Annotated in this window: 20 protein-coding genes and 1 tRNA gene; 5 read left to right on the top strand and 16 right to left on the bottom strand. The window is 57.7% G+C overall.

Translation table 11 applies throughout. The features are described from left to right. Window positions 1–327: 327 nt before the first annotated feature. A complete protein-coding gene (locus I9184_RS14970) occupies window positions 328–702 on the bottom strand; it encodes a hypothetical protein (RefSeq protein WP_209547087.1) in 375 nt (124 codons plus the stop codon). A 91-nt stretch (window positions 703–793) separates the two neighbouring features. Between I9184_RS14970 and I9184_RS14965 the strand changes: the two genes are divergently transcribed. Then, window positions 794–1552, top strand: coding sequence for an alpha/beta fold hydrolase (locus I9184_RS14965; protein WP_209835026.1), 759 nt, complete (start codon window positions 794–796; stop codon window positions 1550–1552). On the opposite strand, the gene I9184_RS14960 is transcribed toward I9184_RS14965, so the two are convergent. The 6 genes from I9184_RS14960 to I9184_RS14935 form a co-directional block, all read right to left on the bottom strand. Beyond that, window positions 1553–1738 (bottom strand): hypothetical protein, encoded by a 186-nt coding sequence (locus tag I9184_RS14960; protein ID WP_152457401.1) that lies wholly within the window; start codon window positions 1736–1738, stop codon window positions 1553–1555. Window positions 1739–1831: 93 nt separating this feature from the next. Next, on the bottom strand, window positions 1832–2209 hold the full coding sequence (locus tag I9184_RS14955) for a rhodanese-like domain-containing protein (RefSeq protein WP_209835025.1): 378 nt from the start codon (window positions 2207–2209) through the stop codon (window positions 1832–1834). Between the two features lie 79 nt (window positions 2210–2288). Continuing rightward, window positions 2289–3641, bottom strand: coding sequence for an HlyD family type I secretion periplasmic adaptor subunit (locus I9184_RS14950; protein WP_209835024.1), 1353 nt, complete (start codon window positions 3639–3641; stop codon window positions 2289–2291). 2 nt (window positions 3642–3643) lie between these two features. Then, a complete protein-coding gene (locus tag I9184_RS14945) occupies window positions 3644–5860 on the bottom strand; it encodes a type I secretion system permease/ATPase (protein ID WP_209835023.1) in 2217 nt (738 codons plus the stop codon). Between the two features lie 38 nt (window positions 5861–5898). Continuing rightward, window positions 5899–7839 (bottom strand): type I secretion protein, encoded by a 1941-nt coding sequence (locus I9184_RS14940; protein WP_209835022.1) that lies wholly within the window; start codon window positions 7837–7839, stop codon window positions 5899–5901. A gap of 131 nt (window positions 7840–7970) precedes the next feature. Further along, window positions 7971–10253 (bottom strand): hypothetical protein, encoded by a 2283-nt coding sequence (locus tag I9184_RS14935; protein ID WP_209835021.1) that lies wholly within the window; start codon window positions 10251–10253, stop codon window positions 7971–7973. Window positions 10254–11016: 763 nt separating this feature from the next. Here I9184_RS14935 and I9184_RS14930 point away from each other — a divergent pair. Together I9184_RS14930 and I9184_RS14925 are read left to right on the top strand one after the other, a co-directional pair. Next, window positions 11017–11607: a response regulator transcription factor gene (locus tag I9184_RS14930; protein WP_171638123.1), complete on the top strand. Its 591-nt coding sequence runs from the start codon at window positions 11017–11019 to the stop codon at window positions 11605–11607. Further along, a complete protein-coding gene (locus I9184_RS14925) occupies window positions 11600–12097 on the top strand; it encodes a hypothetical protein (protein WP_245218139.1) in 498 nt (165 codons plus the stop codon). Before I9184_RS14930 ends, I9184_RS14925 begins: the two co-directional genes overlap by 8 nt. 96 nt (window positions 12098–12193) lie before the next feature. Here the strand turns inward: I9184_RS14925 and I9184_RS14920 are convergent. Next, window positions 12194–12279, bottom strand: a tRNA-Leu gene (locus I9184_RS14920). Window positions 12280–12665: 386 nt separating this feature from the next. Between I9184_RS14920 and I9184_RS14915 the strand changes: the two genes are divergently transcribed. After that, window positions 12666–13592, top strand: a complete 927-nt coding sequence (locus I9184_RS14915; protein WP_209835020.1) for an MBL fold metallo-hydrolase — start codon at window positions 12666–12668, stop codon at window positions 13590–13592. Further along, the gene (locus tag I9184_RS14910; protein ID WP_209835019.1) at window positions 13589–14533 is read left to right on the top strand and encodes an MBL fold metallo-hydrolase; all 945 of its coding nucleotides are present in this window, start codon (window positions 13589–13591) and stop codon (window positions 14531–14533) included. Before I9184_RS14915 ends, I9184_RS14910 begins: the two co-directional genes overlap by 4 nt. 1 nt (window position 14534) lies before the next feature. On the opposite strand, the gene I9184_RS14905 is transcribed toward I9184_RS14910, so the two are convergent. From I9184_RS14905 to soxB, 8 genes are all read right to left on the bottom strand, one after another. Then, complete coding sequence (locus I9184_RS14905) at window positions 14535–15593, bottom strand: YeeE/YedE family protein (RefSeq protein WP_209835018.1); 1059 nt, start codon at window positions 15591–15593, stop codon at window positions 14535–14537. Between the two features lie 58 nt (window positions 15594–15651). Further along, window positions 15652–16875, bottom strand: a complete 1224-nt coding sequence (gene hemA / locus I9184_RS14900) for a 5-aminolevulinate synthase (protein ID WP_209835017.1) — start codon at window positions 16873–16875, stop codon at window positions 15652–15654. 1 nt (window position 16876) lies between these two features. Next, complete coding sequence (locus I9184_RS14895) at window positions 16877–17311, bottom strand: DUF302 domain-containing protein (protein WP_209835016.1); 435 nt, start codon at window positions 17309–17311, stop codon at window positions 16877–16879. Window positions 17312–17392: 81 nt separating this feature from the next. Further along, window positions 17393–18655, bottom strand: coding sequence for an NAD(P)/FAD-dependent oxidoreductase (locus I9184_RS14890; protein ID WP_171638135.1), 1263 nt, complete (start codon window positions 18653–18655; stop codon window positions 17393–17395). A 24-nt stretch (window positions 18656–18679) separates the two neighbouring features. After that, complete coding sequence (locus I9184_RS14885; protein WP_171724371.1) at window positions 18680–19387, bottom strand: c-type cytochrome; 708 nt, start codon at window positions 19385–19387, stop codon at window positions 18680–18682. A 2-nt stretch (window positions 19388–19389) separates the two neighbouring features. Then, window positions 19390–20715 carry a c-type cytochrome gene (locus tag I9184_RS14880; protein WP_209835015.1) on the bottom strand — a complete coding sequence of 442 codons (1326 nt, stop codon included), beginning with the start codon at window positions 20713–20715 and terminating at the stop codon, window positions 19390–19392. Further along, window positions 20699–21961, bottom strand: a complete 1263-nt coding sequence (gene soxC / locus I9184_RS14875) for a sulfite dehydrogenase (RefSeq protein WP_171638141.1) — start codon at window positions 21959–21961, stop codon at window positions 20699–20701. The genes I9184_RS14880 and soxC overlap by 17 nt, the downstream gene beginning before the upstream one ends. Before the next feature lie 24 nt (window positions 21962–21985). After that, a complete protein-coding gene (gene soxB, locus I9184_RS14870; protein WP_171638143.1) occupies window positions 21986–23683 on the bottom strand; it encodes a thiosulfohydrolase SoxB in 1698 nt (565 codons plus the stop codon). Window positions 23684–23696: the final 13 nt, after the last annotated feature.

The following is a 23696-nucleotide window of genomic DNA, read 5'->3' as shown; positions in this document are numbered from 1 at the left end:
CAAGGCCGAGGTCGCAGACCTCTGCGCCAAATTCCCGATCTATCCGAACCTGTAACTGGTCCACCCTCAAACACGGAACGGCGCCTTGAGGCGCCGTTTTTTTTTGCGTCAGATCCCTGAAAACGGTCTGGATCTCGCCCAGCGCAAATCCGATGTTTTGGGCAAGGTCCCGGGCCCCACGGTCGCCCAAGCCATTCTGGTCAATACGCGCTTTTTCCGCCCCGATCAGCCTTTCGCGCTGGTCACACCGACTCCGTGCATTCGATGTTACCGCACACAGGGGTTTGCGCCATGTTCAGACCTTGGCGCGTTGTCCGGAATCCAAGCTCAGATCAAGCCGCGCCACCACAGAAAAACCAGCAACAGTGTCGTCAGTGCCAGCATGTTGAAGGCCAGCCCCCCCAGCAGACCAAGGAACCACCCCCATCTGCGATCCGCAAGATTGATGGACCCCAGATGTTCCTGCACCACGTCGGACGCCTTGATCAGCCTGGGGTTATCCAGAACCAGCCTCAGTTTGGGATGAGACGCCATCGCCTCGGCCCGGGCCAGAATCAAGGCCTGCTTATAGACGCGCCGCGGCAGTCGGCGCCTGGCCTTGCGGATCGATGCCTCGAGCGTCTTGTCGCGCACTCCGAGCTTTGCGCGCAGCAACACAACCGTTTCGGCGATCCGGGTCTGAATGTCTGGGTCCTGCGGCATTGGTGGCCTCCTGCGGAGGCAATCTAGCGGCAGCGTCTATGACCTACAATGGGGCTGGTCGTTTCCGGCGGTGGCTTGTATCACGCGGTACATGCTGAACACCATCATACATGGCGAACCGACCGCCCGACCGCCCCTTGTCATTGCCCATGGCCTGTATGGATCGGCCCGAAACTGGGGCGTGATTGCCAGACGGCTATCTGACCAGCGGCAGGTTGTGGCCGTCGATATGCGTAACCATGCCTACAGCGCGTGGGACGCTTGTCATGACTATCCCCATCTGGCGCAGGATATCGCCGAGGTCATCGAACGGATCGGCGGGACGGCGGACGTACTTGGGCATTCAATGGGCGGCAAGGCCGCGATGACACTTGCGCTGCAACACGGCGCGCTGGTGAACAAACTGGTGGTCGCAGATATTGCGCCGGTGAAATACACGCACAGCCAAATTCAGTTCATCGAGGCCATGCGTGCCGTGGACTTCTCGCGCATTGCACGCCGCTCGGATGCCGAGCAACAATTGGCCGAGCAAGGCGTTGAAAAAGCATTGCAGAGCTTCTTCACCCAATCGCTGGACATCAAGGGAAAGCGTTGGTTGCTGAACCTGGATGTGTTGGCGGACCAAATGCCAGATATCATGGGCTTTCCCGAGTTGGACACCCAGTGGCAAGGCTCCGCGCTGTTCCTGTCGGGGGGCGAGTCAGATTACGTCTTGCCGGAACATCGGGCCAAGATCCGCGCTCTGTTTCCCGGCGCGCGATTTGCCAAGATCCCCGGCGCCGGGCACTGGCTGCACGCCGAAAAACCGCGCGAGTTCGAAGCTGCCGTCAGGACCTTCCTGAACGCCTGATCAAGCGCCTTGATACAGCCGCCTGGCCACCATCCAGGATGCCGGAGCCGCGATTACGGCCCCAGCGGCCGCGGCGCCCACAATTGCGCTGACGGATACCATTCCAGCTGAAAGCACGGCAATTACGGCCGAACCAGACAGAGCAGTTGCAATCAGGGAATACAGCATAGCGGCAAGGCGAAACATGACCGGGTTTTCCTTTTGATGGCTTCCGGCCAAATATTTCACGATTCGAATGTGTTGCGCTTTGATTTGTGTCAGATGCAGACGGTTCCGAAACTAGGATTTGGCGATTTCACCGCCCCCATTCACCCAGTCCGTCAATCCACCAAGATTGTACACCCTCTGGTATCCCATATCCTTCAGGAGTTTTCCGGCCAAAGCCGCGCGCCCGCCTGATGCGCAGTACAACACGATGGGGCGATCCTTGCGCAGTGCAGGGTCATGTGATTGCAATGCATCGTCTGCTCGAAACTCCAGCATGCTCCGGGGTATATGATGCGCCCCAACGGCGCGGCCCGTGTGTTCCAGCTCATTCGCATCGCGTATGTCCAACAGCAGCGCCCCCTGTTCGGTCATCGCCTTTGCCTTGGCCGCATCGATACGCTCGACCACCGCGTTGGCCGCCTCCATCATCTCTTTCACCGTCACCGGCATGTGAGTTCTCCTTTACGTCACCGCGCAGAGGTTAACATGCGAATTTTGGAAGGTGTAGACATGGAAGGAAACGCGCGTGTTACTGCTCGCGAAACGCCCGCGACATGCTGTCTGATACCGGTTTGGCGATATAGGCCGCAAAGGTGCGCTCCTCGGTCTGGATCATGATTTCAGCGGGCATCCCCGGTGTCGGAACAAAGCCGCGCACGCGCTGCAACTCATCCGGGGTCAGTGAGACTCGTGCCAGATAGACTTCCTGCGGAACACCGGTCGAATCCTCAAGCAGCGCATCGGCCGAGATATAGAAGACCTCGCCATACAAAACAGGCGTTGTGCGTTGGTTCAATGCGATCAGGCGGACTGTGGCGGTCTGCCCCGTGACGACACTGTCAATCTCGGTACGCGGAATCTGTGCCTCGATGATCAGGGGCGCATCTGCGGGCAGGATCTCGGCTATCGGTTCCCCGGTCTCAATCACACCGCCCGGCGTGTGATAATGCAATCTCACCACCGTTCCGGTTACCGGCGCACGCACCACGGCCCGGTCAAGAACGCTGCGCGCCTGTCGGGATTTTTCACGCACGCTTTCCAGATCAGCTTCGATCACGCCCAGTTCATCCAGTGCGGCCTCACGATAGGCGGACCGCGTACGCGCGATCTGTTCGTCATATTTCAGCAGCATCTGGTTGATTTCAGCGGCTTCCGCCTGCAACCGGGCCTGCTGACCTTCGGCTTCGGCCTGCACACGACGGATGGTGTTCAGCTCTCCTTTGCGGACAAGGCCCTTTTCGAACAGTTGGCTCTTGGCCTCGAACTCCTCCTGCAAGATCTCGGCGCGCCGTGCCATGCTGTCCAGCTGCGCCTCAAATCCGCTTGATCGGATTTTCAGTGCTTCCATGTTGCGCTCCAGCAGGGCCAAGTCATTCAGCAGCGTCTTGCGCGACACATCGAAGCTGAGCTTTTGCCCATCCAGAATGGCCATTACTTCAGGATCGTCGGATGCTTTGACAAGCGCCTGCGAAAACACGAGGCGGTCGCGCTCCCCGTACTCGGCCAGCAACCGCTCGGTCATGGCCTGAAGGCGCAGCTTGCGAATATGCAATTCACGTTCATTGGCCTGGGCCGAGGTCTGGTCCAGGGTCATCAGAACCTGACCTGCCTGAACCGCCTGACCTTCCACAACCTTGATGTCTTCGATGATGCCGCCTTCAAGATGTTGGACAATCTTGTTGCGGCCCGTGGCCACAAAGCTGCCTTGCGCGATGACCGCTGCGGCCAGCGGGGCACTGAAGGACCATACCCCGAAACCGCCGAAGCACACGACAAGCAAGACCACCCCGATCACTATCAACCTGTTGATCGAGCGCGGAACCTCGGCATACCAGACTTCTGGTTCATTGGCTGAGTTGTTCACAGGTACGAGGTTATTCATGGTCAGCCCCCCTGCTGGCCTTCAATTCCAGTCTGCTTGCGCGGCCCGTTGATCTGCTGAAGAACCTGATCACGTTGACCAAACAGGGCCACACGCCCGTCCGTCAGCAGCATGATCTTGTCGACAACATTCAACAACGTTGGCTTCTGCGTAATGACGACAACGGTGATCTTGCTTTGACGCGCCTGTTCGATCGCACATGCCAGCGCCTTGTCGCCCGCGACGTCGAGATTTGAATTCGGTTCATCCAGCACAACCATTCTGGGGTTGCCGAAGAACGCCCGCGCCAGTGCGATACGCTGCTTCTGACCACCGGACAAAGGCGAGCCATCAGCGGCCACCACGGTCTCATATCCCTGCGGCAGCGTTGCAATCATGTTGTGAACATCGGCCAGAACGGCGGCATCGTGGATCTGTTCGTCAGTGGCATCCGCCCGCATCCGGCCGATATTGTCCTTGATCGTGCCCGGGAACAGCTGAACATCCTGCGGCAGGTAGCCGATGCTTTCGCCAAACTGGCGCGGGTCCCAGTTTCGGATGTCCATCAGGTCAAGCCTTACGCTGCCCGATGTGGGCAGAATGGATCCCACCAGAGTTTTCCCAAGCGTGGTTTTCCCGGCACCGGAATTACCGATGATGGCCAAAGTTTCACCGGGAACCAGCGAGAACGTGATGCCGTTCAGAACCACGCGTTTGGTTCCGCCCGGTACATAGAGCAGGCGTTCGACATCCAGCCTACCTTCGGGGCGTGGCAGACGCAGTTTTTCGTATTGCAGGGCCGAGGTCGACAACAGCGCCTTGATCCGGCCGTAAGCTCCGCGAGTCAGCAGATAGCTGTTCCACCCTTCAATCGAACCTTCGATTGGCGCAAAGGCACGTCCGGCAATGATCGAGGCCGCAATCACCATACCGCCTGTGATCTCTCCTTGCAGCGCCAGAAACGCGCCCCAACCCAGAATTCCGATCTGCGTCAAAAGGCGAACGGCGCGCGAGATTGAAGCAAAGATCACGTTGCGGTCCTGCGCCCGCACCTGCCAGGTCAGCGATTGGGCAGTGTCCCGCCCCCAGATCCGCACGGCTTCGGGGATCATTGCCAAGGCGTTGATGATCTGGCTGTTGCGAGACATCGAATCCAGATGCAGGTTCGCCATGGACTGTGCCTTGTTGGCCTCGGCAAACGGCTTGGCAGTCATTTTCTGGTTGATCAGCGCAATCGTCATCAGGATCAGCGCAGTAACCACCACGATCATGCCCAGTTGCGGATGCACCAGGAAAATCATCAGGATGAACAGCGGCGCAAACGGCACGTCCAGAAATGAAAGCAGCGTGCCCGAGACCAGAAAACCGCGAAGCTGTTGCAGATCGCCCAATGTCTGATACTCGCGCCCGTTTCCGTGCAGCGACGCATGGGCCGCCGCGCTCAGAACCGGTGCGCCCAGCCGGGCCGCCACTTCGACCCCGGTCCGCATGAGCATGAACCGCCGCACCGCATCAAAAGCAGACTGGAAGATCACCGCCCCTGCCACGATGGCCGTCAGCATGATCAGCGTATCCAGCGACCGGCTGGTCAGAACACGGTCACTGATCTGGAACAGATAGATCGGGATCGCCAGGATCAGGATGTTCGTGGCGCAGGTCAGGACCAGAACAAACGCAAGATTGCGCCGGATCGCCCGCATCGAAACGCGCAACGTGCGCTGGAAATCTTCGGGCGGGGTGCGTTTGTGGAAGGTTTGGGGTGGCCCGTTCCCATCACCGCCGCCGGAATTCGTTTGCAACAGTGGCTGGTTTGCCTTGGCCTCGATCGTGGTGCCTATGCCGTTCCCACCGGATGAGCGTGCAGAGGGGGTCTTGCGCGCAGTCGAGTCCCCGGCGGATGCCGGATCCGGGCCGTCGGCGTCGGCCACCCCATTGCCGCCACCCGCCGTTTCTTCATCCTGCGCGGGTTGCGGCTGCGCACGCTGATGGGGAGGATCAGCGCGCCGTCGTTCGCGTGAGTGTTTTTGGTCTTCGGATTGCTGTGGCGCTTCGGTTTCAACCGTCGAATCTGGATCTGACTCAGACACGCGCATCTCCTGCGTCAGGTGCAACCGGGCTTTGACCCGTTGTGTCGCTGGATCTGCCCCACCGTCTGCGCGCTGGCGCTTCGGGCCCAAACCGCCCTGCCTGTCCAGTGGACTGGATAAGAGTGGACGGCGCGACGAAAAAACAATCGACATATACAAACCTTCTGGTCACTCGATAAAAACTTGGGGAGTCAGGCCAGCATGGATTGCAGGCCGTCATCTGGTGTCGTTGTGTCAGTGGATTGTGCGTCCAGTGCCAGGGCGGCATCCGGTTGCGGCACAGACATGTCCGCCATGATTGCGGCGATCGCCTCGTTGGTCATATCTGTGATTTCTTGGTTGTCTGGCACGTCAATCAGGCTGGCCTGATGAAGCAGCAGGTCAGAATAAGATCCGTCAGCGGCCATAACCGTCGAATCCACACCCATTTTGGACAGATTGACAGAGTTCAACAGGGCGTTGCTGCCTGCGACGACATCGGTATCGGCGGCACTTGGACCGGACAGGTCAATTTGATCCTGATCCAGCATCATGGTGACCTGTTCAACAATGTTCACCTGCAACAAGTCTCCGTCGATCTTGAGCACGCGCAACTGTTCCATTCCTGCGAACAAGGGATCGTTGAGCAGCGCGTTCTCCAAGGCATCGATGTCCGTTTGATCAAGCGCCATGGCGTCGGACAGGTTCTGCTGCAGATCCTGATGTGTATCTGCGCCTATCGTTTTGACCGACGCGTCATTCATGATCACGTTTTCATCATCTCCGGCCATTGCGCCGGGCATACCGCCGTTGATGATATCGTCATCCATCAGGGCGTTGGTCTGGTACAACATGTCCACGGAAATCATATTCCCGTCGATCATGATCAGGTCGTAAAAGCTGCCCAGCTGCACGATGTCGGTGACATTGAACATTTCGTTGTCGCCCAGCGCGTACAAGGTCGATGCGGCCGAAATCTCGGTCTGTATGTTGTCTATATCCGTGGCGTCGATAGCTTGCTTGACGAAGTTGGCCACAACCAGATCACCGTGGACCCAATCCACAACGATGAACTCGGGCTGTCCGGTTGTTCCGGTGCCATTGTCCAGCCAGGGGGCCTCTCGGCCTTCGACTTCGATCTTCGAGGACTGAATCACATTGGTGCCGCTGCCCGTTCCCGGCGCCCCCACATCCCAATCTGACACAAGCGCGACCTGGCTGATGGCGGTCAGGCTGATCGCCTGCCCTCCGACGGCGATATAGGGGGCATCAACCCAACCTATAGATGCCGAGACAGCATTGATCGCAAGGTTCCCTCCGGTCACGACCAGGTGTCCGTCGTCAAAGTCTGGATCTTTCGACTGATCCCACTCGGCCGGAAGTATGGCCTCTGTCTCATCCTCTCCGGCTTCATCCGGCTGATGGAACGCAGGCAGGATGTCTGTCCATACCGGAGCTTCGTCAACGTACTTGCCGTTTACGATCACCCCCAACGCATCATCGCCATGAAACTGATGTACCGTGACCCCGTCTATATTCGCGTTTGCCGGGGCCAACATCTGTTCGGCCAGCGCCTCGAGCATTTCGGTCGACTTGTAATCCGCGAGCGAAAGCGTAGGGGCCGCCATGGCATGAAGCGACAGCGCCATGTCCATCATCTCTTCGCCCTGGGCGATCAGCGCTTCGGTATCGCGAAAGTCCCCTTCTCCCACCGTGTCGTTGTCGCGCATGACCACCTTTTGCACGGTGAATGTCAGTGCCGAACCCAATGGCACCGTATCCGGTCGCAGAATAATCAGTTCCGGTGCAGAAGACGGGCCGGATATGCTGTCTGGAACAAATCGCGTGGATTCCGCGCTGTCACCGTTAAGGATGATGACCGACTCATGCACCGGCCCGACAGGAGCTTTTGGCAACGGAAGTTCTGGTTGAGAGGGAAGAAAATTGAAAGGTAGGGCTTTGTATTCGCCCGCTGGGATATCCAGATCCGCTTTGATGTTGATCGAGGTAGGCTCGTCAAGCCCGTCTATTTCGGCTTTACGCCTCAGGGCGCTGAATTCCTCGTACTGATCCCTCAGGCGGGCTTGTTCTATCGTAAGCTCAAAAGTTCCAACAAAATGCGCTATCGTTTCCGTAATACCGTCAAGTGCCATGTCGGTTATCCTTTTTGCCCGCGGCGGCTCGTAATTTCCGCTTTGGGTTCAGTTGGGCCGGGGCCGCGTTTTGCGGCCCCGGCATTTTCGAAAGGTAGCAAGGCCCGAAAATGCGAGCCCCGCCTTTTGACTTAAACGTCCGTGTCGTCGCTGGCGTGGGACATGGTCATCGAACCACCCACCATGGTCGTATCGACCGTGTTGCCCAGGACGTTGGCGCCCATGATGATCGACTGGTTGAACGCAGACGTATCAACGACAGCTGCCGCCGATGCATAGGACTCGCCGGTCACGATGCCATCGCCACCATTGTTCGCGCCCCAGGCACCACCATTGCCGCCGGCACCACCGTCACCTGAATAGGCGCCGCCACCGTTACCACCGGTGATCATGCCACCCATGGTATCGCCTGACGTTGCAGTGCCCATCGAAGCTCCGCTGGTTCCGCCGTTCGCGGCGGATGCGCCACCGGCACCACCGTTGCCCGAGTCGGCCGCACCAGCTGCGTCGCCCGACCCAGTCGATGTGGCGTCATTGTCGGAACTGCCTTCGCCACCGTATCCGGCAATTGCTTCGGCCAAGCTGTCAGCCGCACCGTTTGTGTCGGCGTCTCCGAAGATGTCGGCAGCTCCGCCGTTGCCTGCGGTATTGGCCGCGTCGGCAGACCCGGCTCCGTTGCCGGTAGACGTCGATGTTGGCGTTGTGCTACCGCCCGCGCCGCCGTCGCCGTCGGCAGCCGATGTTCCGGTACCGGCCGCATCCGCTGCGCCATCTGCTGCGTTCGACCCGCCGTTACCGCCGCTGCCGTCGGTGTCCTGCGAGTTGCTGGCCGCGCCGTTCACGTCGCCGGGGCTCTGGTCGATATCCGGCCCGCTTGCCGACTGATCGCCAACACCCTGCGCATCGGAATCCGCATCAGCGGTCCCACCGGAGCCGTCGCCGCCCGAGCCGTCGCCACCTGAACCGTCGCCGGCCGTGCCGTCGCCACCGGTGCCGTCACCGCCGGTACCGTCGCCGCCTTCGCCTGCTTCGGCGTCAATCATGCCCAGCTCTTCCTGCAAAGCCATGATTGCAGCTTCGACCATCGCGCCGAATCCACCTTCGCCGTCGCCGCCGGTACCGTCGCCACCGGTGCCGTCACCGCCAGTGCCGTCACCGCCGGATCCGTCACCACCGGTTCCCGTTCCGCCAGAGCCGTCAGCCGAGCTGTCCGCGCCGCTGTCAGCAGAGCCGTCAGCAGTGTTGTCACCCGCAGTGGCGTCATTCGCATCGGTGTTGCTGTCGCTGGTGTTCGAAGCCGAACCATCTGCCGCAGCATTACCATCGCCACCATCCGCGCCGGACGCATCCGCAGCGTTGTCCGCCGTTCCGGTCCCGGTTCCTGTCGAGTCGGAATCGCTGTCGCCGCCGTTTGCGTTACCGGCTGCGTTCGAACCGGACAGACCCAGGCCCAGACCCAGACCAAACGAATCCGCGCTGCCGCCGGCTCCGCCGGTTCCGCTGCCATCGGCACTTGTGCTGCCATCATTGTCGGACGAAGCCGAACTATCCGCGGCACCGCCATCTCCACCGGCGCTGTCACCGTCGGATCCTGCGCCCGCCATACCAACACCATTGCTGGCATTGCTTGCGTCACCGGTCGATCCGCCCCGGCCGGCGCTGGAATCGGCATCTGCACTGCCGGTATCACCACCGTCAGCCCACGCGTGGCTGCCCAAGGTTGATGAATCGGCCGCTCCACCGTAACTGGTTCCACCGTCGCCCGATTTTCCACCGTTGGCATCCGAGCTGATACCTTCAGCCGCAGTTGCCGTGCCGCCATTGGCATCGCCGTTCTGGGTGAAGTCGGCGTTGTTGGATACGGTCGGTGAATCAAGCGTGTCGTCGTCGCTCAGGCTGGCGACCTGGCTGTTCACGGATGACATTGCCGTTCCGGCGTCGTCCATCGAGATATCCAGATTCATGTCATCGCCTGGATCATAGGTCAGATCGCGGCCAGCAGTGATCACGTCACCCACTGTCGCCGAGTCACCAAGATCCAGATCAACCTGATCATCGTCGCGCGGAATCCACTCACCGCCGCCGAAATCGATGTTGATTGAGTTGCTGTTGGAGTTGTCGTTGGTGTTGTCGCCGGCATTAAGCGTCTGGTCTTGATCCTGACCCTGGTCCTGATCCTGACCCTGGTCCTGATCCTGACCCTGGTCCTGACCTTGGTCTTGGCCCTGGCCCTGATCCTGGCCCTGCTCGTTGGCGTTTTCTACATTTTGGTCCTGCTGCTGTTGCTGCGCAGTTACATCGGCTTCGACAAGAGCCTCATCAACCTGAATTTCAACATCAACCGGAGCTTCCAGGTTTTCGACAACAATTTCGTCAACGGTCGTTACGTTTGTATTGTTTACATTACGTCTCATAACAAATTCCCATTTCTGGAACGCCTGACCGCCATTCATCTACAAAGCGGCAACGGGCGTGATTGAAACTAAAATACCCGCACAGCGTTCAAACACGCTGAATGCGGTCCACCGTCGTTTTCTTAAGGCCACCTCCTTTCCCGGCTAAGCCGAATACGCGACCGTTCACAATCGATGCTGAAATACGCAAGGAACGGGCGCGGCAGGGACAGACGCTTTCACAATTAAAGCCTGACCATGTTCGCAGTGACGCACGCTTGCGACTAGCTAACTGAAAGTTCTGGTGAGAATAACATATTGTTTTTATTGTTTATTTTGAGAATGCAGTGGAACTTTAGCCGAACTGGATCAAGAAGTTCTAAATTAAGAAAGCAATAAAAAATAATGCAATTGTTTCCGCTGGTTACACAATGCCACACCGAAAAACCTAAACAATAGTTCTATATCTAAGGCACTTGAACTATACCGTCTGGTTGTAGAAAATCACGTTTTCAGCTACAATAAACCTCACGTAATTCTTTGATTAGTTAACTACTTTTTCACCGGCAATTCCATTTCGATAAAGCCATTTCCGGTTAACCCCGTTTTGTGAGGGAATATAATGAGTGAGTCTTTGAACAATGAAACTGGCAATCAGAGTTTTTATTCAGAAGATTTTTCGATTGTCTTCCTCGGGAAAGAACTATTCTATTCAAATCAAACTCTAAGAAGCGTTCAAACTGAATTTGGCGTCCGCGCTTTTCGCTTCGAAACACTCGAGGCAATGCACACACATGTTCCGGACAGCGGCAAGATCGTCGTTGTGGATCAGATGTTGATCGAGGACCTTTTGACGCGCGCCGATGCATACACCAAAAGTGCAGGTTCCGGCTGTCTTGCTTTCGCCTATCGCAAAGAGGAATCCGCCCGACACCTGTTCGAAGGCTGGAACCGCGCGCAGTTTGGAGATGTCGGCTTTTTACCGATGAACGTGGCACCGGACGCGTGGCGCGCCATCCTCAGACTGCTGATGCACGAGGAACTTTATCTTCCCAGCTTTCTGGCTGACTGTGTTTCACCCCCCTGTCAGCGCGCGCCCGAGAGACCACGGCAACGGGAGGCCATTACATCCAACGGCGCAGATCGGCACGTACAGTATTCCAAGCTGACACGCCGCGAAAAACAGGTTTTGCAACTGGTTTCAGAAGGCAAAAGCAACAAATTGATTGCGGCCAAGCTGGGCATCACGGAACACACGGTCAAGCTGCACATGCATAACGTTGTCGGAAAGATTGGCGTCAGCAACCGGACGGCGGCTGCTCATTTCTATTTCGAGGTTGCGCCTCATGAGGCGCAGCAGACCGCCCTTGACTGATCCGTTCGAAGCCCGGTTCGACCGCCTGATCCTTTTGGTCGGCAGGCTGAACTATATGTGGACAAACACCGAGAGCCTGCTGATCCATCTGATCGCTGGCCTAACCGGAACGTCCAAGGACGTGGCCGTAATCATCTTTCTGACTTTGAACACCACCCGCGCGCGAATAGATCTGGTTGAAAGACTTGCAAAAATGGAAGGGCGTCCTGCCCAGGTCCGAGATCCGATCCTTGAACATACGCAAAGGCTGGCCAAACTTTCTGGCATCCGCAACAAGTACAACCATTGCATCTATTCCTTCGACCCTGAAAGCGGAAACCCGAAAACGATCCTTATGCGGATCGCTGACCGCAAAACCGACATAAAACTAGGCCGCGAAGATACCGTCGACGACAATGCCCTGCTCCAAATCGAAGCAGTCGTTGATCAGCTGTCAGCCGCGAACAGGGACATTTGGAAACTGATCCGACAATTGGGGTTTCCGGTTTAGGCTCGGTCGCACAGCAGAGTTGAGTGGGCCCCTCGCAGCACCCGCGCGTCCCCCACGGCGCCACCTGCCACGCACGCATAAGTCACCGAGATTTTTTGGTGCGGGCGGTGGGACTCGAACCCACACGGGCATACGCCCTTCAGATTTTAAGTCTGATATGTCTACCATTCCATCACGCCCGCACGGCGCAGCCCCTGGGGCCGTGCAATTTCCTTACAAGCACAGCGGGATGAGAACAATGCGCTTTGACGCAGATGGACCGGGATTTTTCGGTGGAAAGCTGTGTCTGCCATCGCCGTCGTTCTTCGGCTGGGTCCCTTCCCTGTTTCGAGGTCACGTGACAATCGCCTTTCCGACATCATCCCTTCCTCGGCAATCCATCTTCGCGCGGATTGCGCTGTGCGTTCACTTTGCGCATGACCTTGGTGTCGCGTCCATTTGCCACCGCTGAGAACCGTTCTTCGCCCAATCGCAAAGAAGACCTGGCCGGTTTTTCAGCGTCTTGGAATGATCCTTTGTTGGTGCTTCCATCGTTTACAAATAAAAATATTCATTTTAATGATTGCGTATGAGTGAAATTCCTTTGTCCCGACGCAGCTTCCTGTTCAATGCCACGTGTCTTGCGGCACTTGGAGCTCAAGCCAGGATCGTTCAGGCAGAGCTGCGGCTCGGTCCTTCAGCCCGAATTACGACCGTGTCAGACGGATACCTGTCATTGCCACCTGATGTTGTTTTCGGAGCCATGCCCAAAGAGGCGGTCGAGCAATTCCTGACCCGCAATCAAGCGGACGCGACCAAGTACGAGCCAGAGTGCAACGTCACGCTTTATCGGGATGACGAAAACACCGTGCTGTTCGATGCTGGAGCGGGGCCGGACTTCATGCCCACATCGGGCAAACTTATGGAAACTTTTGAAGCAATTGGCTTGTCGCCCGAAAGTGTCACGCATGTGGTTTTCACCCACGCGCACCCGGATCATATCTGGGGTGTTCTGGATGATTTCGACGACCTGCTTTTCCCTAATGCGACGCACCTCATTGGACGCAAAGAATGGGATTACTGGTGGAACCCCTCAACGGTGGACACGATAGGTGACGATCGCACCGCGTTCGCGGCCGGTGCCAAGCGGCGTTTGGAAGCAATTGAGGATCAGGTCGCGTTCTTCGAGGATGGGCAAGAGATACTTCCGGGCATTGCGGCACGGGCAAGCTTTGGGCACACGCCCGGTCACATGGCTTTTGAGCTTCGAAATGGGAATGAGGCCGTGATGGTCGTCGGCGACGCGCTGGGAAATCCGCACGTGGCCTTTGAACACCCCGATTGGCACAGTGGAACGGATCAGGATCCCCAGGTCGCCGCAGCTGCGCGTTGCTCACTTCTGGATCAGGTTTCCGAAGAGGAAATGAGAATAATCGGCTTCCACCTGCCGAACGGTGGAATTGGCCGCGTCGAAAAGACCGGTCCTGCCTACAGATTCATTGGAGAGGCGTCATGATACGATCACTCATGATTGCGGTTGCTTTCGTCACACCGGCCTGGGCAAGCGAGGATATTGCAGACCAGTATCCGCAAAGCGTTCTGTATTCCAAGCCGGTCGAATTCATCCCTGGCGTCTATTCCGCCATTGGCGCAACCGCTCCGCCGACCTACGAAAACTCTGGTCACAACAACAACCTGAGCTTCATCGTAACAGGTGAGGGCGTGGTCGTTGTCAACGGCGGAGCCGCCTATGTCCTTGCCCAAGCGCTTCACAAGGAAATTCAGGCGATTACGGATCAGCCGGTCACGCTTGTCTTCAACGAGAACGGTCAGGGGCACGCGATGCTTGGCAATGCCTACTGGTCGGAAATCGGGGTTCCAATCGTCGCCCATTCGGATGCAGCAGCTGAGTTCGAGGAATATGGCCCTCAGATTCTGGAGGGAATGAAACGATACAATCAGGACAAGGCAGAGGGCACGTTTCTGGCAGGCCCAACCGAGACATTCGATGATGAATACGTGATCGAGATGGGCGACTTCCGGATCGAGGCCAAATACCTCGGACCGGCCCACAGCCCCGGCGATATCTCGATCTGGTTGCCGAACCAAAGCCTTGTCATCGCAGGTGACATGGCATTCCACGAGCGCATGCTGCCGATCTTTCAGGATACCTATACCGCGGATTGGCTGGAAACCTGGGACAACGAGTTCGAGGCTTTGAATGCCACATATGTCATACCCGGGCACGGTCATCCCACGAATATGGATCAGGTGCGCCGTTATACGCGCGATTACCTGGTGTATCTGCGAACCAGGATTCAAGAACATATGGATGCGGGCGGCGATCTGACCGAAGCCTATTATGTCGATCAGTCCCCCTATGCCCATCTGGACGCGTTCGAGGAACTGGCAACCAAGAACGCCGGGCGCGTTTTCGAACAGATGGAGTTCGAGTAAGTCAGGAATGCTGCAATACCGGCAGCCGCATCAAAAACCTGTGCGTGCCTATCGCCCCAACCCACATGAAGAAAACTGCAAGCCAGGCTGTCAATGACAGGGCGGACCCGCCTGAAAGTCCCGCGCCCACGGCGCAACCTCCGGCCAGCATCGCCCCGAATCCCATGAGGACAGCTCCGACGAGGTACCGTTCCATCGGAGTGTCCGAGCCAAAACGCTCGATCCTCCACTCGCCGGAAATGATGGCAGATCCTGCTGCGCCTATGGCCACGCCCGGCACAAGACCGATACCGAAAGACAGCACCACATTTCGCTCTGCAACCAACGCCATCAGCGTGTCTGTGGCCGGGCCGGTAAACGTCACCGAAGACACGGGGACGACCTCAAAAGATGCCTGCGCGATGGAAAACGTCATGAACCAGCCAAGCGCCACTGCCCCGCCAACTCCGGCGGCTGTCACGATCTTTGCAGGCGCGACTTTCCTGTGAAGGGCAAACACGATCGACAAGACAAATCCAATTGCGGCGACGGCCGAATAGACCGATGGGGGGAACCCGATTATTTCTGCAAGATCGCGCTCTGCACCTCCTGAGATAGTCCACAGACCGGAAATCGCTTCACGGGCCGGGCTGAGAACGCCTGTGTAGGCGGCCTGAGCCACCAAGGTCAAAATCAACCCTGTCACAAGTGCTCGTAGATTGCCGCACGAGGCCAATACTAGCAGGCGAGATGCGCATCCGCGCGCAAGAACCATGCCGATGCCAAACATCGCCCCACCAATAACCGCACCGCTAAGGCTGCCGGTGGACGCGATGGCGCGTGCCTCGGAAAGGTCCAGCAATTCAAGCGAGACAAGCGCCTGTACAAGCGTCAGTGCCGCGGTAAAGGCGATCAGCCAAACCGCCAAGCGGGGGCCAAACTTACCTTCGGCGACTTCCACCGTCGATGCGCGCAAACAAAAATGGGACTTCTGAGCCGTCACGCCGAACAAGATACCGACCAGCACTCCGGCAAACGCCAGGGTGCCCGGGTCTCCTAGCAAATCGATGAGCCTCTCCATGGACAGAAACTCTCACTTCGTTGCGTGTGTGTCTTTGTCTTTGGTCAATTCGTCAGCGTCATTGCGCAGCCATTGGCCTGCGTGCCAATTGGCATTGCGTCCATAACTCACCCAATGCAGATACCAGCCGGTCCACGTCTTCACAGGTGTGCACCGGCGACGGCGTAATCCGCAGACGTTCCGTTCCTTTGGGGACAGTTGGATAGTTGATGGGCTGGATGTAGATCCCATAATCACGCATCAGCACATCCGAAATGAATCGACACTTGACCGGATCGCCGACCATGACCGGAATGATATGACTTGGGTTCGGTGTATGAGGAATACCCAGATCGTCCAGCCTGTCCCGGACTTCGCGCACGCGCTTTTTGTGCTGTTGCCGCTCTGCATTGCTTTGCTTCAGGTGCTTCACCGAAGCCGCAGCTCCTGCCGCCACGGCCGGAGGCAAAGCAGTGGTGAAAATAAATCCGCTGGCAAAGGACCTGACAAAGTCGACAAGCTCCTTCGACGCCGCAATGTACCCGCCGACCACGCCGAACGCCTTGCCCAAAGTCCCTTCAATCACGGTCAGGCGGTCCATCAGGCCCTCGCGCTCGGCGATGCCCCCGCCGCGCGGACCGTACAGCCCGACCGCGTGAACCTCATCCAGATAGGTCATCGCGCCATACCGGTCCGCCAGATCACAGATCCCGGCAATCGGTGCAATATCGCCGTCCATGGAATAGACGCTTTCAAACGCGATCAGCTTGGGCGCATTTGCAGGCAGGTCCGCAAGTTGCCTTTCAAGGTCTTCAAGATCGTTGTGCTTCCAGATCCGCTTTTGACAACGGCTGTGACGAATCCCCTCGATCATCGAGGCATGGTTCAATTCGTCAGACAGTACCGTGATTCCGGGGATGCCGGACGCCAAGGTTCCCAAGGCCGCCCAATTGGATACGTAGCCGGACGTGAACAGCAATGCTGCGTCCTTGCCGTGAAGGTCCGCAAGCTCCTGCTCCAGAAGCACATGTTCGTGCGTGGTCCCCGAGATATTCCGCGTCCCACCGGCACCTGCACCGCATCTGTCGATCGCCTCGTGCATGGCCGCAAGAACCTTGGGATGCTGTCCCATTCCAAGATAGTCGTTCGAGCACCAGACAGTGACTTGTTCGGGACCACCCCCTGCGTAACTGCGCGCCGTTGGAAACGCGCCGCATTGACGTTCGAGGTCTGCAAAAACCCGGTAGTTTCCTTCCTGTTTCAGTAGATCAAGTTGATCTCGAAAATACTGCCGGTAGTTCATTTCAATCCCCAACGGCCTCTTCAACGATTCCAGACAACAGGGTCTGGACCTTTTGCATTGGGCCGTCCGGATAGCTTCGGTATCCGACCTTCACCCCGTCATCGTCCTCGGCCACGAAAATCCCGTATGGGCAATAGCCGATATTCATCGGATCAGCTTCCATCACCTCACGCGAAATCTTTGCCGAGCAAAAAATAAAGATGTCCGCCGCCGCGAATATCTGTTTGTCGCTGCCGACATCATCGCCCGTTCGGTTCAACATTTCGCCAACGTGGCTCACATAGTCGATGACCAGCCCCTGCCCGACAATGACGGACTCGACCGCAAAGGTGGCATCATCAAAACTTCCGTCAAAGGGGGTCGTGATGATATCCTCGGCAAGCCCTTGACTGGCAGAGACTGCAAAGAACGCGGCCGTGATGATTGAGTGTTTCATGATCTTGATCCTCCTCCTGAGCCGCAGTTTCTCAGATTGAGCTTCGGGGGCTTTGACCCGTGTCAAACCCCCCGAGAACTTCTATCCAAACATGTCCGAGGTGATACCGGCGTACCAACCCAGCGACTCTTCGTAAGTTGCTTTTCTCAGATCGGCATCTTCGCCGGTCTGGCTGATGAAGCCGTCCACCTTGGCGATTTTTTCCGGCGTCGCCTCGTAGGTTGCGCCAACCTTCACGCCATCATCCGTGTCGATCAGCGACCAGCATGTGTTGGAGAACTTGGCCGGGAACACCTTGGATCCGGTCAACGCGCCCCGCACGGCATTCGCGCACACTTTCGCCTGACTGTTGGCCGAGAAACCCGATTTCGGCATGTCACCCTGCTGGCTGGCATCGCCCAGGACATAGATGTCCGGATCCGCCTTGGAGGACATGTCCGCGGCGTTCACCGGCGCCCAGTTGCCTTCGGTCACTCCGGCCATTTCGGCAATGCGTCCGGCTTTCATCGCCGGGATCACGTTGCAGACGTCGACTGTGGTCTCTTCTCCGTCGATGGTCACCGTCATCGCGTCCGGGTTTACCGAGACATTGCCGCCACCGAAGTCTTCACCAATCCAGTCGACCATGCCTTCGTAATGGTTTGCCCAGCCTTCCTGGAACAATGCCATCTTCGAAAACTTCGGCTTCGGATCCGCCACGATGATTTTCGCAGTGGGATTGTTTGCTTTCAGAACATGCGCAACCATCGAGACCCGTTCATAGGGTCCGGGCGGGCAGCGGTACGGGTTTGGTGGTGCAACCATCGCAAAAGTACCGCCTTCGGGCATCGCCATGATCTGAGCTTTCAGAAGTTCTGTCTGCGAGCCGGCCTTGTACGCATGCGGCATCTTGTTTTGCGCCGAGACGTCCCAGCCTTCAACAGCCCCGTCGACAAAATCGATACCCGGGCTGAGGATCAGCTTGTCATACGGAACCGAGCCACCCCCGGCCAATGATACAGTCTTGGCATCGCGGTCAACACCGATGGCCCAATCGTGGACCACGTTTATCCCATAGTCGGCGGCAAGCGTGCCATAGCTGTGCGCGATATCCGACAGTTCCTGGAACCCTCCAAGATACAGGTTCGAGAAGAAGCAGGTGTAGTAGGTCCGCGACGGCTCGATCAGCGTCACGTCGATCTCACCTTTGCTGTCCTTTGCAATATAGCGGGCAGCCGTAGCGCCGCCTGCACCGCCGCCGACAACAACGACCCGAGGCCTGCCCTGAGCCAGAACCATCGGTGCAGATAATCCGGCTGCCGCCACCCCGGCGGCTCCTAGAAATGTACGTCTATTGAGTGTCATCGCGTTTCCTCCCCTTGGGCACAATCACTCTGGGTTATTGAAATATGCGGCCAAGGCCGCGATCTCGTCATTGCTCAGCCTTCCGGCGATCATTTGCATAACCGGGTGTGGCCGCTTTTTGTCCTTGTATGCGTGCATGGCGACGACAAAATCCTCGTCGGGCCAATACACGATCGACGGGATACCCTCGTCACTTCCCTCGATCTGATGGCACGTCGTGCATTCGCTGCTGAGATATGCGCCGTATTCGGGGTCTCCCTGAATCGCCAGGATCGCTGGATCGACGGAATGGTCCGTGCCTTTCGCGGTTGGGTCCGCTTCGGGAATATCCCGAGGGTTGTCTGAAAACCCCCGCAAATAGGCAATCACATTGGCCCGGTCTTCCGGGTCTTTCAGACCGCGAAAGCTCATCCTTGTGCCCGACGCAAATGCACGTGGATCTTCAATATAGGCTGACAGAGTGTCAGCGTGCCATTCCAAACCCGAATTCCCCGCGCGCACCAGGCTTTTGGAATAATTGAAACCGTCAAGGCCCGCGGCCTTGCGCCCAAAGACACCATTCAGATGCGGGCCGATTTTGTTTTCCGCTCCTTCGCCAACCTGATGGCAGCCCTTGCATTTGGCGAACACTGTTTTCCCGGCCTCGGCATCACCAAGGTCTTCGGTTGCGTAGGTCGATGTGGCGAAAGCCGCCAAGACCGCCGTGCACGCCAGTATGTCCGGCCACCGCATGATCAGCTTCCAAACGATTTGAGGTAGACAATCACGGCCTCAACGTCGTCTGGCTTCGTGAGCCCCGCAAAAGACATTCGCGTGCCCTTCATGTAATCCTTGGGTTTCGTCAGGAAGGCCGCCATTTCCTCATCCGTCCAAACAAGGCCGGCCTCGGATGCGGCTTTCATCGCCTTGGAGTATTTGAACCCCTCGACCGATCCTGCATTGGCCCCGACAATTCCGTTCAACGCCGGCCCGGTGCCGTGCTTTGCACCTTCACCCACCTGATGGCAGGCTTTGCACTTCTTGAAGACTTTCGCTCCGGCGGCAACCAGTTCCGTTGCTTCGTCGGTCTTTTCGGCCTCTTGAACGGCTGGCTCCGCGGCGGCTTTTTCCTCGGGCTTGGGTGCCGCTGCCGGAATGAACGACGGGCCGTCCGCAGTGAATGTCGGCAACCCCTCAACGGTGGCATCATTCATCACCGAGTTCGACCCACCTTCGGGCGGCGTCTCGACCAGAAAAACGGAACGCATTGTGACAGCGGCCTCTGCCTTGCAGTTTTCCATGCAAGGCTCTTTGCGCGATTCGGCGTACTCGGTCTCGGGTCGCGTATCGACGACAAAACCGTCTTTGTTGTACATCTCGAATTCGGCGAAGTTTTCGTTGCTCAGTTCGAAATCGTCATCCACCAAATCATTTGAATACAGGATGTAGGCAACAATCGCATAGGTCTCATCCGCGGTCAAAGTGCCCGCCTCGCCAAATGGCATGGAACGGGAAATGTAATCCCAGGCAGTAGACAAATGCGGCCAGTAGGACCCGACGGTCTTCACGGGATCTTCGTTTGCAAGCGTATCGAACCCACCGGCAAGAACGGGCCAGTTGTCCACACCTTCCGCGAACTCTCCGTGACAGGAGGCGCAGCGGTCGGCAAACACTTCTTCCCCGGTCCAAACGTCGCCCGATCCGACAGGCAAGCCCCGCCCGTCCGGCAAAACGTCAACGTCCCAGGCCGCGATCTCTTCCTCCAGCGCAGGCCGTCCAAGCCCATAGATGCCCTCGCGGCTGGGCGCAGGAGCGGTCAGGTTCGCGCCATTCGCAACCCGTTCCGCTGCGGCGGCCTGGATTTCCTGGACTTTGAGCTCAAGCTGGGCTGCTCGTTCGGATTCTGACTTCGCTTTTTCCTGTGCGGCTGCTGCGTGGGCCTCAACCTGACCAATCCGGGTTTCCAAAATTTCGATCTTCGATTGGCCGAAGTTTCGGTTGGCGAACACCAACGCCCCCGCAAGCAGTAACGCTGTGCCGCCAAATACGGGCAGGAAAACATGGCTAAGAGACTTCGACATTCTCGGCGATCCCTTCTGCGCTTACGTACCACGTCTGGATACAGTTGTTGTGATAGACCGAGTTCTCGCCGCGCTTTTCGCGCAGCAGGTCTTTGGTTGGCTGTACATAGCCGGTCTCATCCATTGCTCGGGCCTGCAGGAGCATGGGCGCCCCGTCCCAATTCGTGTCGAGATAGAAACGTGTCAAAGCCTTGGTGTCGCCCTGCTTGCCAAGGCGTGCCGTCTCCCACGTGATGCCGCCGTCCTTGGATACATCGACACGGGTAATCTGTCCGTGGCCTGACCATGCAAGCCCTGAAATCACCAGCGGCCCGGGCCCATGTTTGATCGGCATTTGCGGGCTGGGCGAGGTTATGACGGATTTCGCATCCATCACCCAAGTCCATTTCTGGGCCGTGCCATCAGCATAAACATCGGTGTACTTTGATGTTTCTTCGCGGCTTTCGACCGCCCTGTCGACGACCTCGATCCTGCGCAGCCATTTGACCCACATGTTGCCTTCCCAGCCTGGCACGACCAGGCGCACGGGATAGCCATGTTCCATCCGCAGGGCCTCGCCATTTGCCTTGAAGGCCACCAACACATCATCCAGCGCTTTTTCCATCGGAATGGAGCGGCCATTGGACGACGCGTCCGCGCCCTCGACATAGACCCATTTGTCGGGCGAGATATCGGCGCCGGCCTCTTGCAACAGCGTGCGCAGCGGAACACCGGTGTATTCCATGTTGTGGATCATACCATGGGTGAATTGCACGCCGTTGAGCTGCGCACCCGCCCACTCCATCCCGGTGTTCGCTGCGCATTCGCAGAAATACACGTGGTTTTCGCGCGGGAAACGTTCGATGTCGTCATACGTAAAGACAAGCGGGCGATCGACCAGACCGTTTATCATCAGCCGATAGTCTTCCTTGCGCAGCTCGATTGCGCCCGAGTGGTGCCGTTCAAAGGCGCAGCCCTGGGGTGTGATTGTACCATCAAGCGCGTGGATCGGCGTGAAGTTGATCGACGAAATCGGAGAGGCGGTCAGCCACTCCACATTGCGGCGCACGACATGGGATTCATAGCTGATCGGCATGCCATAGGGTGTCTCGTCAACGCCTGCACCCGTGTACGATGCCCAATCCTGAAGCTCTGTTATCAGGGGGTCGGGCGTTTCTGCCACTGCCGCACCTGCAACTGACCCCGCGGCGACCGCGGCACTGCCTTTCAGGAAGGCCCGGCGGGACGGTTTGAACGCGTCATCCATATCTCTTAGGTCTCCATCTGTTTCTTAGACGCCGACGACATCGACGCTGGTATTCTCTTGCACCGTTACGGTTCCAAGGTTGCGAATGTGGTTTTCGACGACATCCCAGATCGGCGGACCCTCGGTGCCTTCGTTGACGCTGGCCCAGCCGGCCACGACATAGGTTTTCGACGGATCAATCGCTTCACCCGTCTTCAGCAGGGTCATCTCACTGATCCGCTGCCCTTGCGGCTTGGTCACATCGATGCGGTAGCCCAGCCCACCGACACGGACCATATCCCCGCCCTGCTGGTAGTAGGGATCGGGATTGAACAGGTTGTCGCCAACATCCTCAAGGATCACATGGATGAATTCACCCGTCATTTCCGTGCGATAGGCATTCGGATACGACATCGAAGTGACGTTCCAGATGTCCTCGCGCGTGATCTCCTGCCCAGGCAGGATCGACGGCCCCCAACGAACACCAGGGGACATGGCAATGTCTGCCTCCCGCTCCTTAAGCAGGGCATCACAGATCAGGTCATCCCAGGTTCCGTTGAAATTGCCGCGACGATAGAGCAACGAGTCCGTTTTGCCGATCACTTCACTGAGCGTCGCCTCATAGGGCGCGCGCTGCTCATCTATCAGGGCGGTGATCGCAGGATCCGGAGCGATAACATCAGAGAAGATCGGGATCAGCTTGTGCTTCAACCCCATCAACTGCCCATCCCGCACATCCAGATCCACGCGGCTGACGAACTTGCCGTTCGAGCCGGACGCGATGATATGCGTTTTGCCCACCAGAACCGGCTCGGGCAGCGCATCATGGGTGTGGCCACTGAGGATCACGTCGACCCCCTCCACCCGGCCTGCCATTTTCTTGTCCACGTCAAAGCCGTTATGGCTGAGGACGACGACGACATCGGCACCGGCATCGCGAACCTCGTCCACCACGGCCTGCATGTTTTCGTCCCGAATGCCGAAAGAGTATTCAGGGAACATCCAACCCGGGTTCGCGATTGGCATGTAAGGGAACGCCTGTCCGATCACGGCAACCTTTGCACCTCCCCGGTCAAAGAACTTGTAGGGCTTGAACAGTTCCGCAGGTTCATCCCATTCGGCATCAAAGATGTTCTGACCCAAGGCGGCAAAGGGCAGCCCTTCGACGATTTCGTTGACTCTGTCGCTGCCCAGCGTGAACTCCCAATGAAAGGTCATTGCATCAGGTTTCAGCGCGTTCATGACATTGACCATGTCCTGACCAGCCGTCTGGTAACAGGTGTAAGACCCGTGCCAGGTATCGCCGCCATCTAAAAGCAGGGCATCGGGCCGGTCCGCACGGATGGCATTAATCACCGTCGAAACCCGGTCCAAACCACCAACCCGACCGTAGGTCTTTGCCAAGGCTGAAAAGTCGTCGTAGGTCAGCGCATAGGCCGACGAGCTGCCATCTTCGATCCCGTAGGCCTTGCGGAACGCGGCCCCCGTGACATGCGGCATCTGCCCCTTTGCCTCACCGATACCCAGGTTTATCTCGGGTTCACGGAAGTATATCGGTTTGAGTTGTGCGTGAATGTCGGTGACATGGATCAGGCTGATATTGCCAAAGGTCTCAAACTCCAGCAGCTGATCCTGCGTCAGACTTTGCTGTGCGGAAAGCCTGGCCCAATTGCCAAACCCGGATGCCCCGTACAGAGCCGATGCCGCCATTGAAACCTGCAAGAAGTCACGTCGAGAAATCATCTTTCGGCTTTCC

The sequence above is a fragment of the Ruegeria sp. HKCCE3926 genome (assembly GCF_017872515.1).
GTDB lineage: Bacteria > Pseudomonadota > Alphaproteobacteria > Rhodobacterales > Rhodobacteraceae > Ruegeria.
The sequence above is the reverse complement of the archived record's forward strand: the minus strand, read 5'-3'. Positions and strand labels throughout refer to the sequence as shown.

Coding starts and splice junctions, on each gene's coding strand:
- I9184_RS14970 (WP_209547087.1), bottom strand. CDS start 702: ATGCCGCAGGACCCAGACATTCAGACCCGGATCGCCGAAACGGTTGTG.
- I9184_RS14965 (WP_209835026.1), top strand. CDS start 794: ATGCTGAACACCATCATACATGGCGAACCGACCGCCCGACCGCCCCTT.
- I9184_RS14910 (WP_209835019.1), top strand. CDS start 13,589: ATGATACGATCACTCATGATTGCGGTTGCTTTCGTCACACCGGCCTGG.
- I9184_RS14885 (WP_171724371.1), bottom strand. CDS start 19,387: ATGCGGTGGCCGGACATACTGGCGTGCACGGCGGTCTTGGCGGCTTTC.
- I9184_RS14915 (WP_209835020.1), top strand. CDS start 12,666: ATGAGTGAAATTCCTTTGTCCCGACGCAGCTTCCTGTTCAATGCCACG.
- I9184_RS14960 (WP_152457401.1), bottom strand. CDS start 1,738: ATGTTTCGCCTTGCCGCTATGCTGTATTCCCTGATTGCAACTGCTCTG.
- I9184_RS14905 (WP_209835018.1), bottom strand. CDS start 15,593: ATGGAGAGGCTCATCGATTTGCTAGGAGACCCGGGCACCCTGGCGTTT.
- I9184_RS14890 (WP_171638135.1), bottom strand. CDS start 18,655: ATGACACTCAATAGACGTACATTTCTAGGAGCCGCCGGGGTGGCGGCA.
- soxC (WP_171638141.1), bottom strand. CDS start 21,961: ATGGATGACGCGTTCAAACCGTCCCGCCGGGCCTTCCTGAAAGGCAGT.
- I9184_RS14880 (WP_209835015.1), bottom strand. CDS start 20,715: ATGTCGAAGTCTCTTAGCCATGTTTTCCTGCCCGTATTTGGCGGCACA.
- I9184_RS14930 (WP_171638123.1), top strand. CDS start 11,017: ATGCACACACATGTTCCGGACAGCGGCAAGATCGTCGTTGTGGATCAG.
- I9184_RS14950 (WP_209835024.1), bottom strand. CDS start 3,641: ATGAATAACCTCGTACCTGTGAACAACTCAGCCAATGAACCAGAAGTC.
- I9184_RS14935 (WP_209835021.1), bottom strand. CDS start 10,253: ATGAGACGTAATGTAAACAATACAAACGTAACGACCGTTGACGAAATT.
- hemA (WP_209835017.1), bottom strand. CDS start 16,875: ATGAACTACCGGCAGTATTTTCGAGATCAACTTGATCTACTGAAACAG.
- soxB (WP_171638143.1), bottom strand. CDS start 23,683: ATGATTTCTCGACGTGACTTCTTGCAGGTTTCAATGGCGGCATCGGCT.
- I9184_RS14940 (WP_209835022.1), bottom strand. CDS start 7,839: ATGGCACTTGACGGTATTACGGAAACGATAGCGCATTTTGTTGGAACT.
- I9184_RS14895 (WP_209835016.1), bottom strand. CDS start 17,311: ATGAAACACTCAATCATCACGGCCGCGTTCTTTGCAGTCTCTGCCAGT.
- I9184_RS14955 (WP_209835025.1), bottom strand. CDS start 2,209: ATGCCGGTGACGGTGAAAGAGATGATGGAGGCGGCCAACGCGGTGGTC.
- I9184_RS14945 (WP_209835023.1), bottom strand. CDS start 5,860: ATGTCGATTGTTTTTTCGTCGCGCCGTCCACTCTTATCCAGTCCACTG.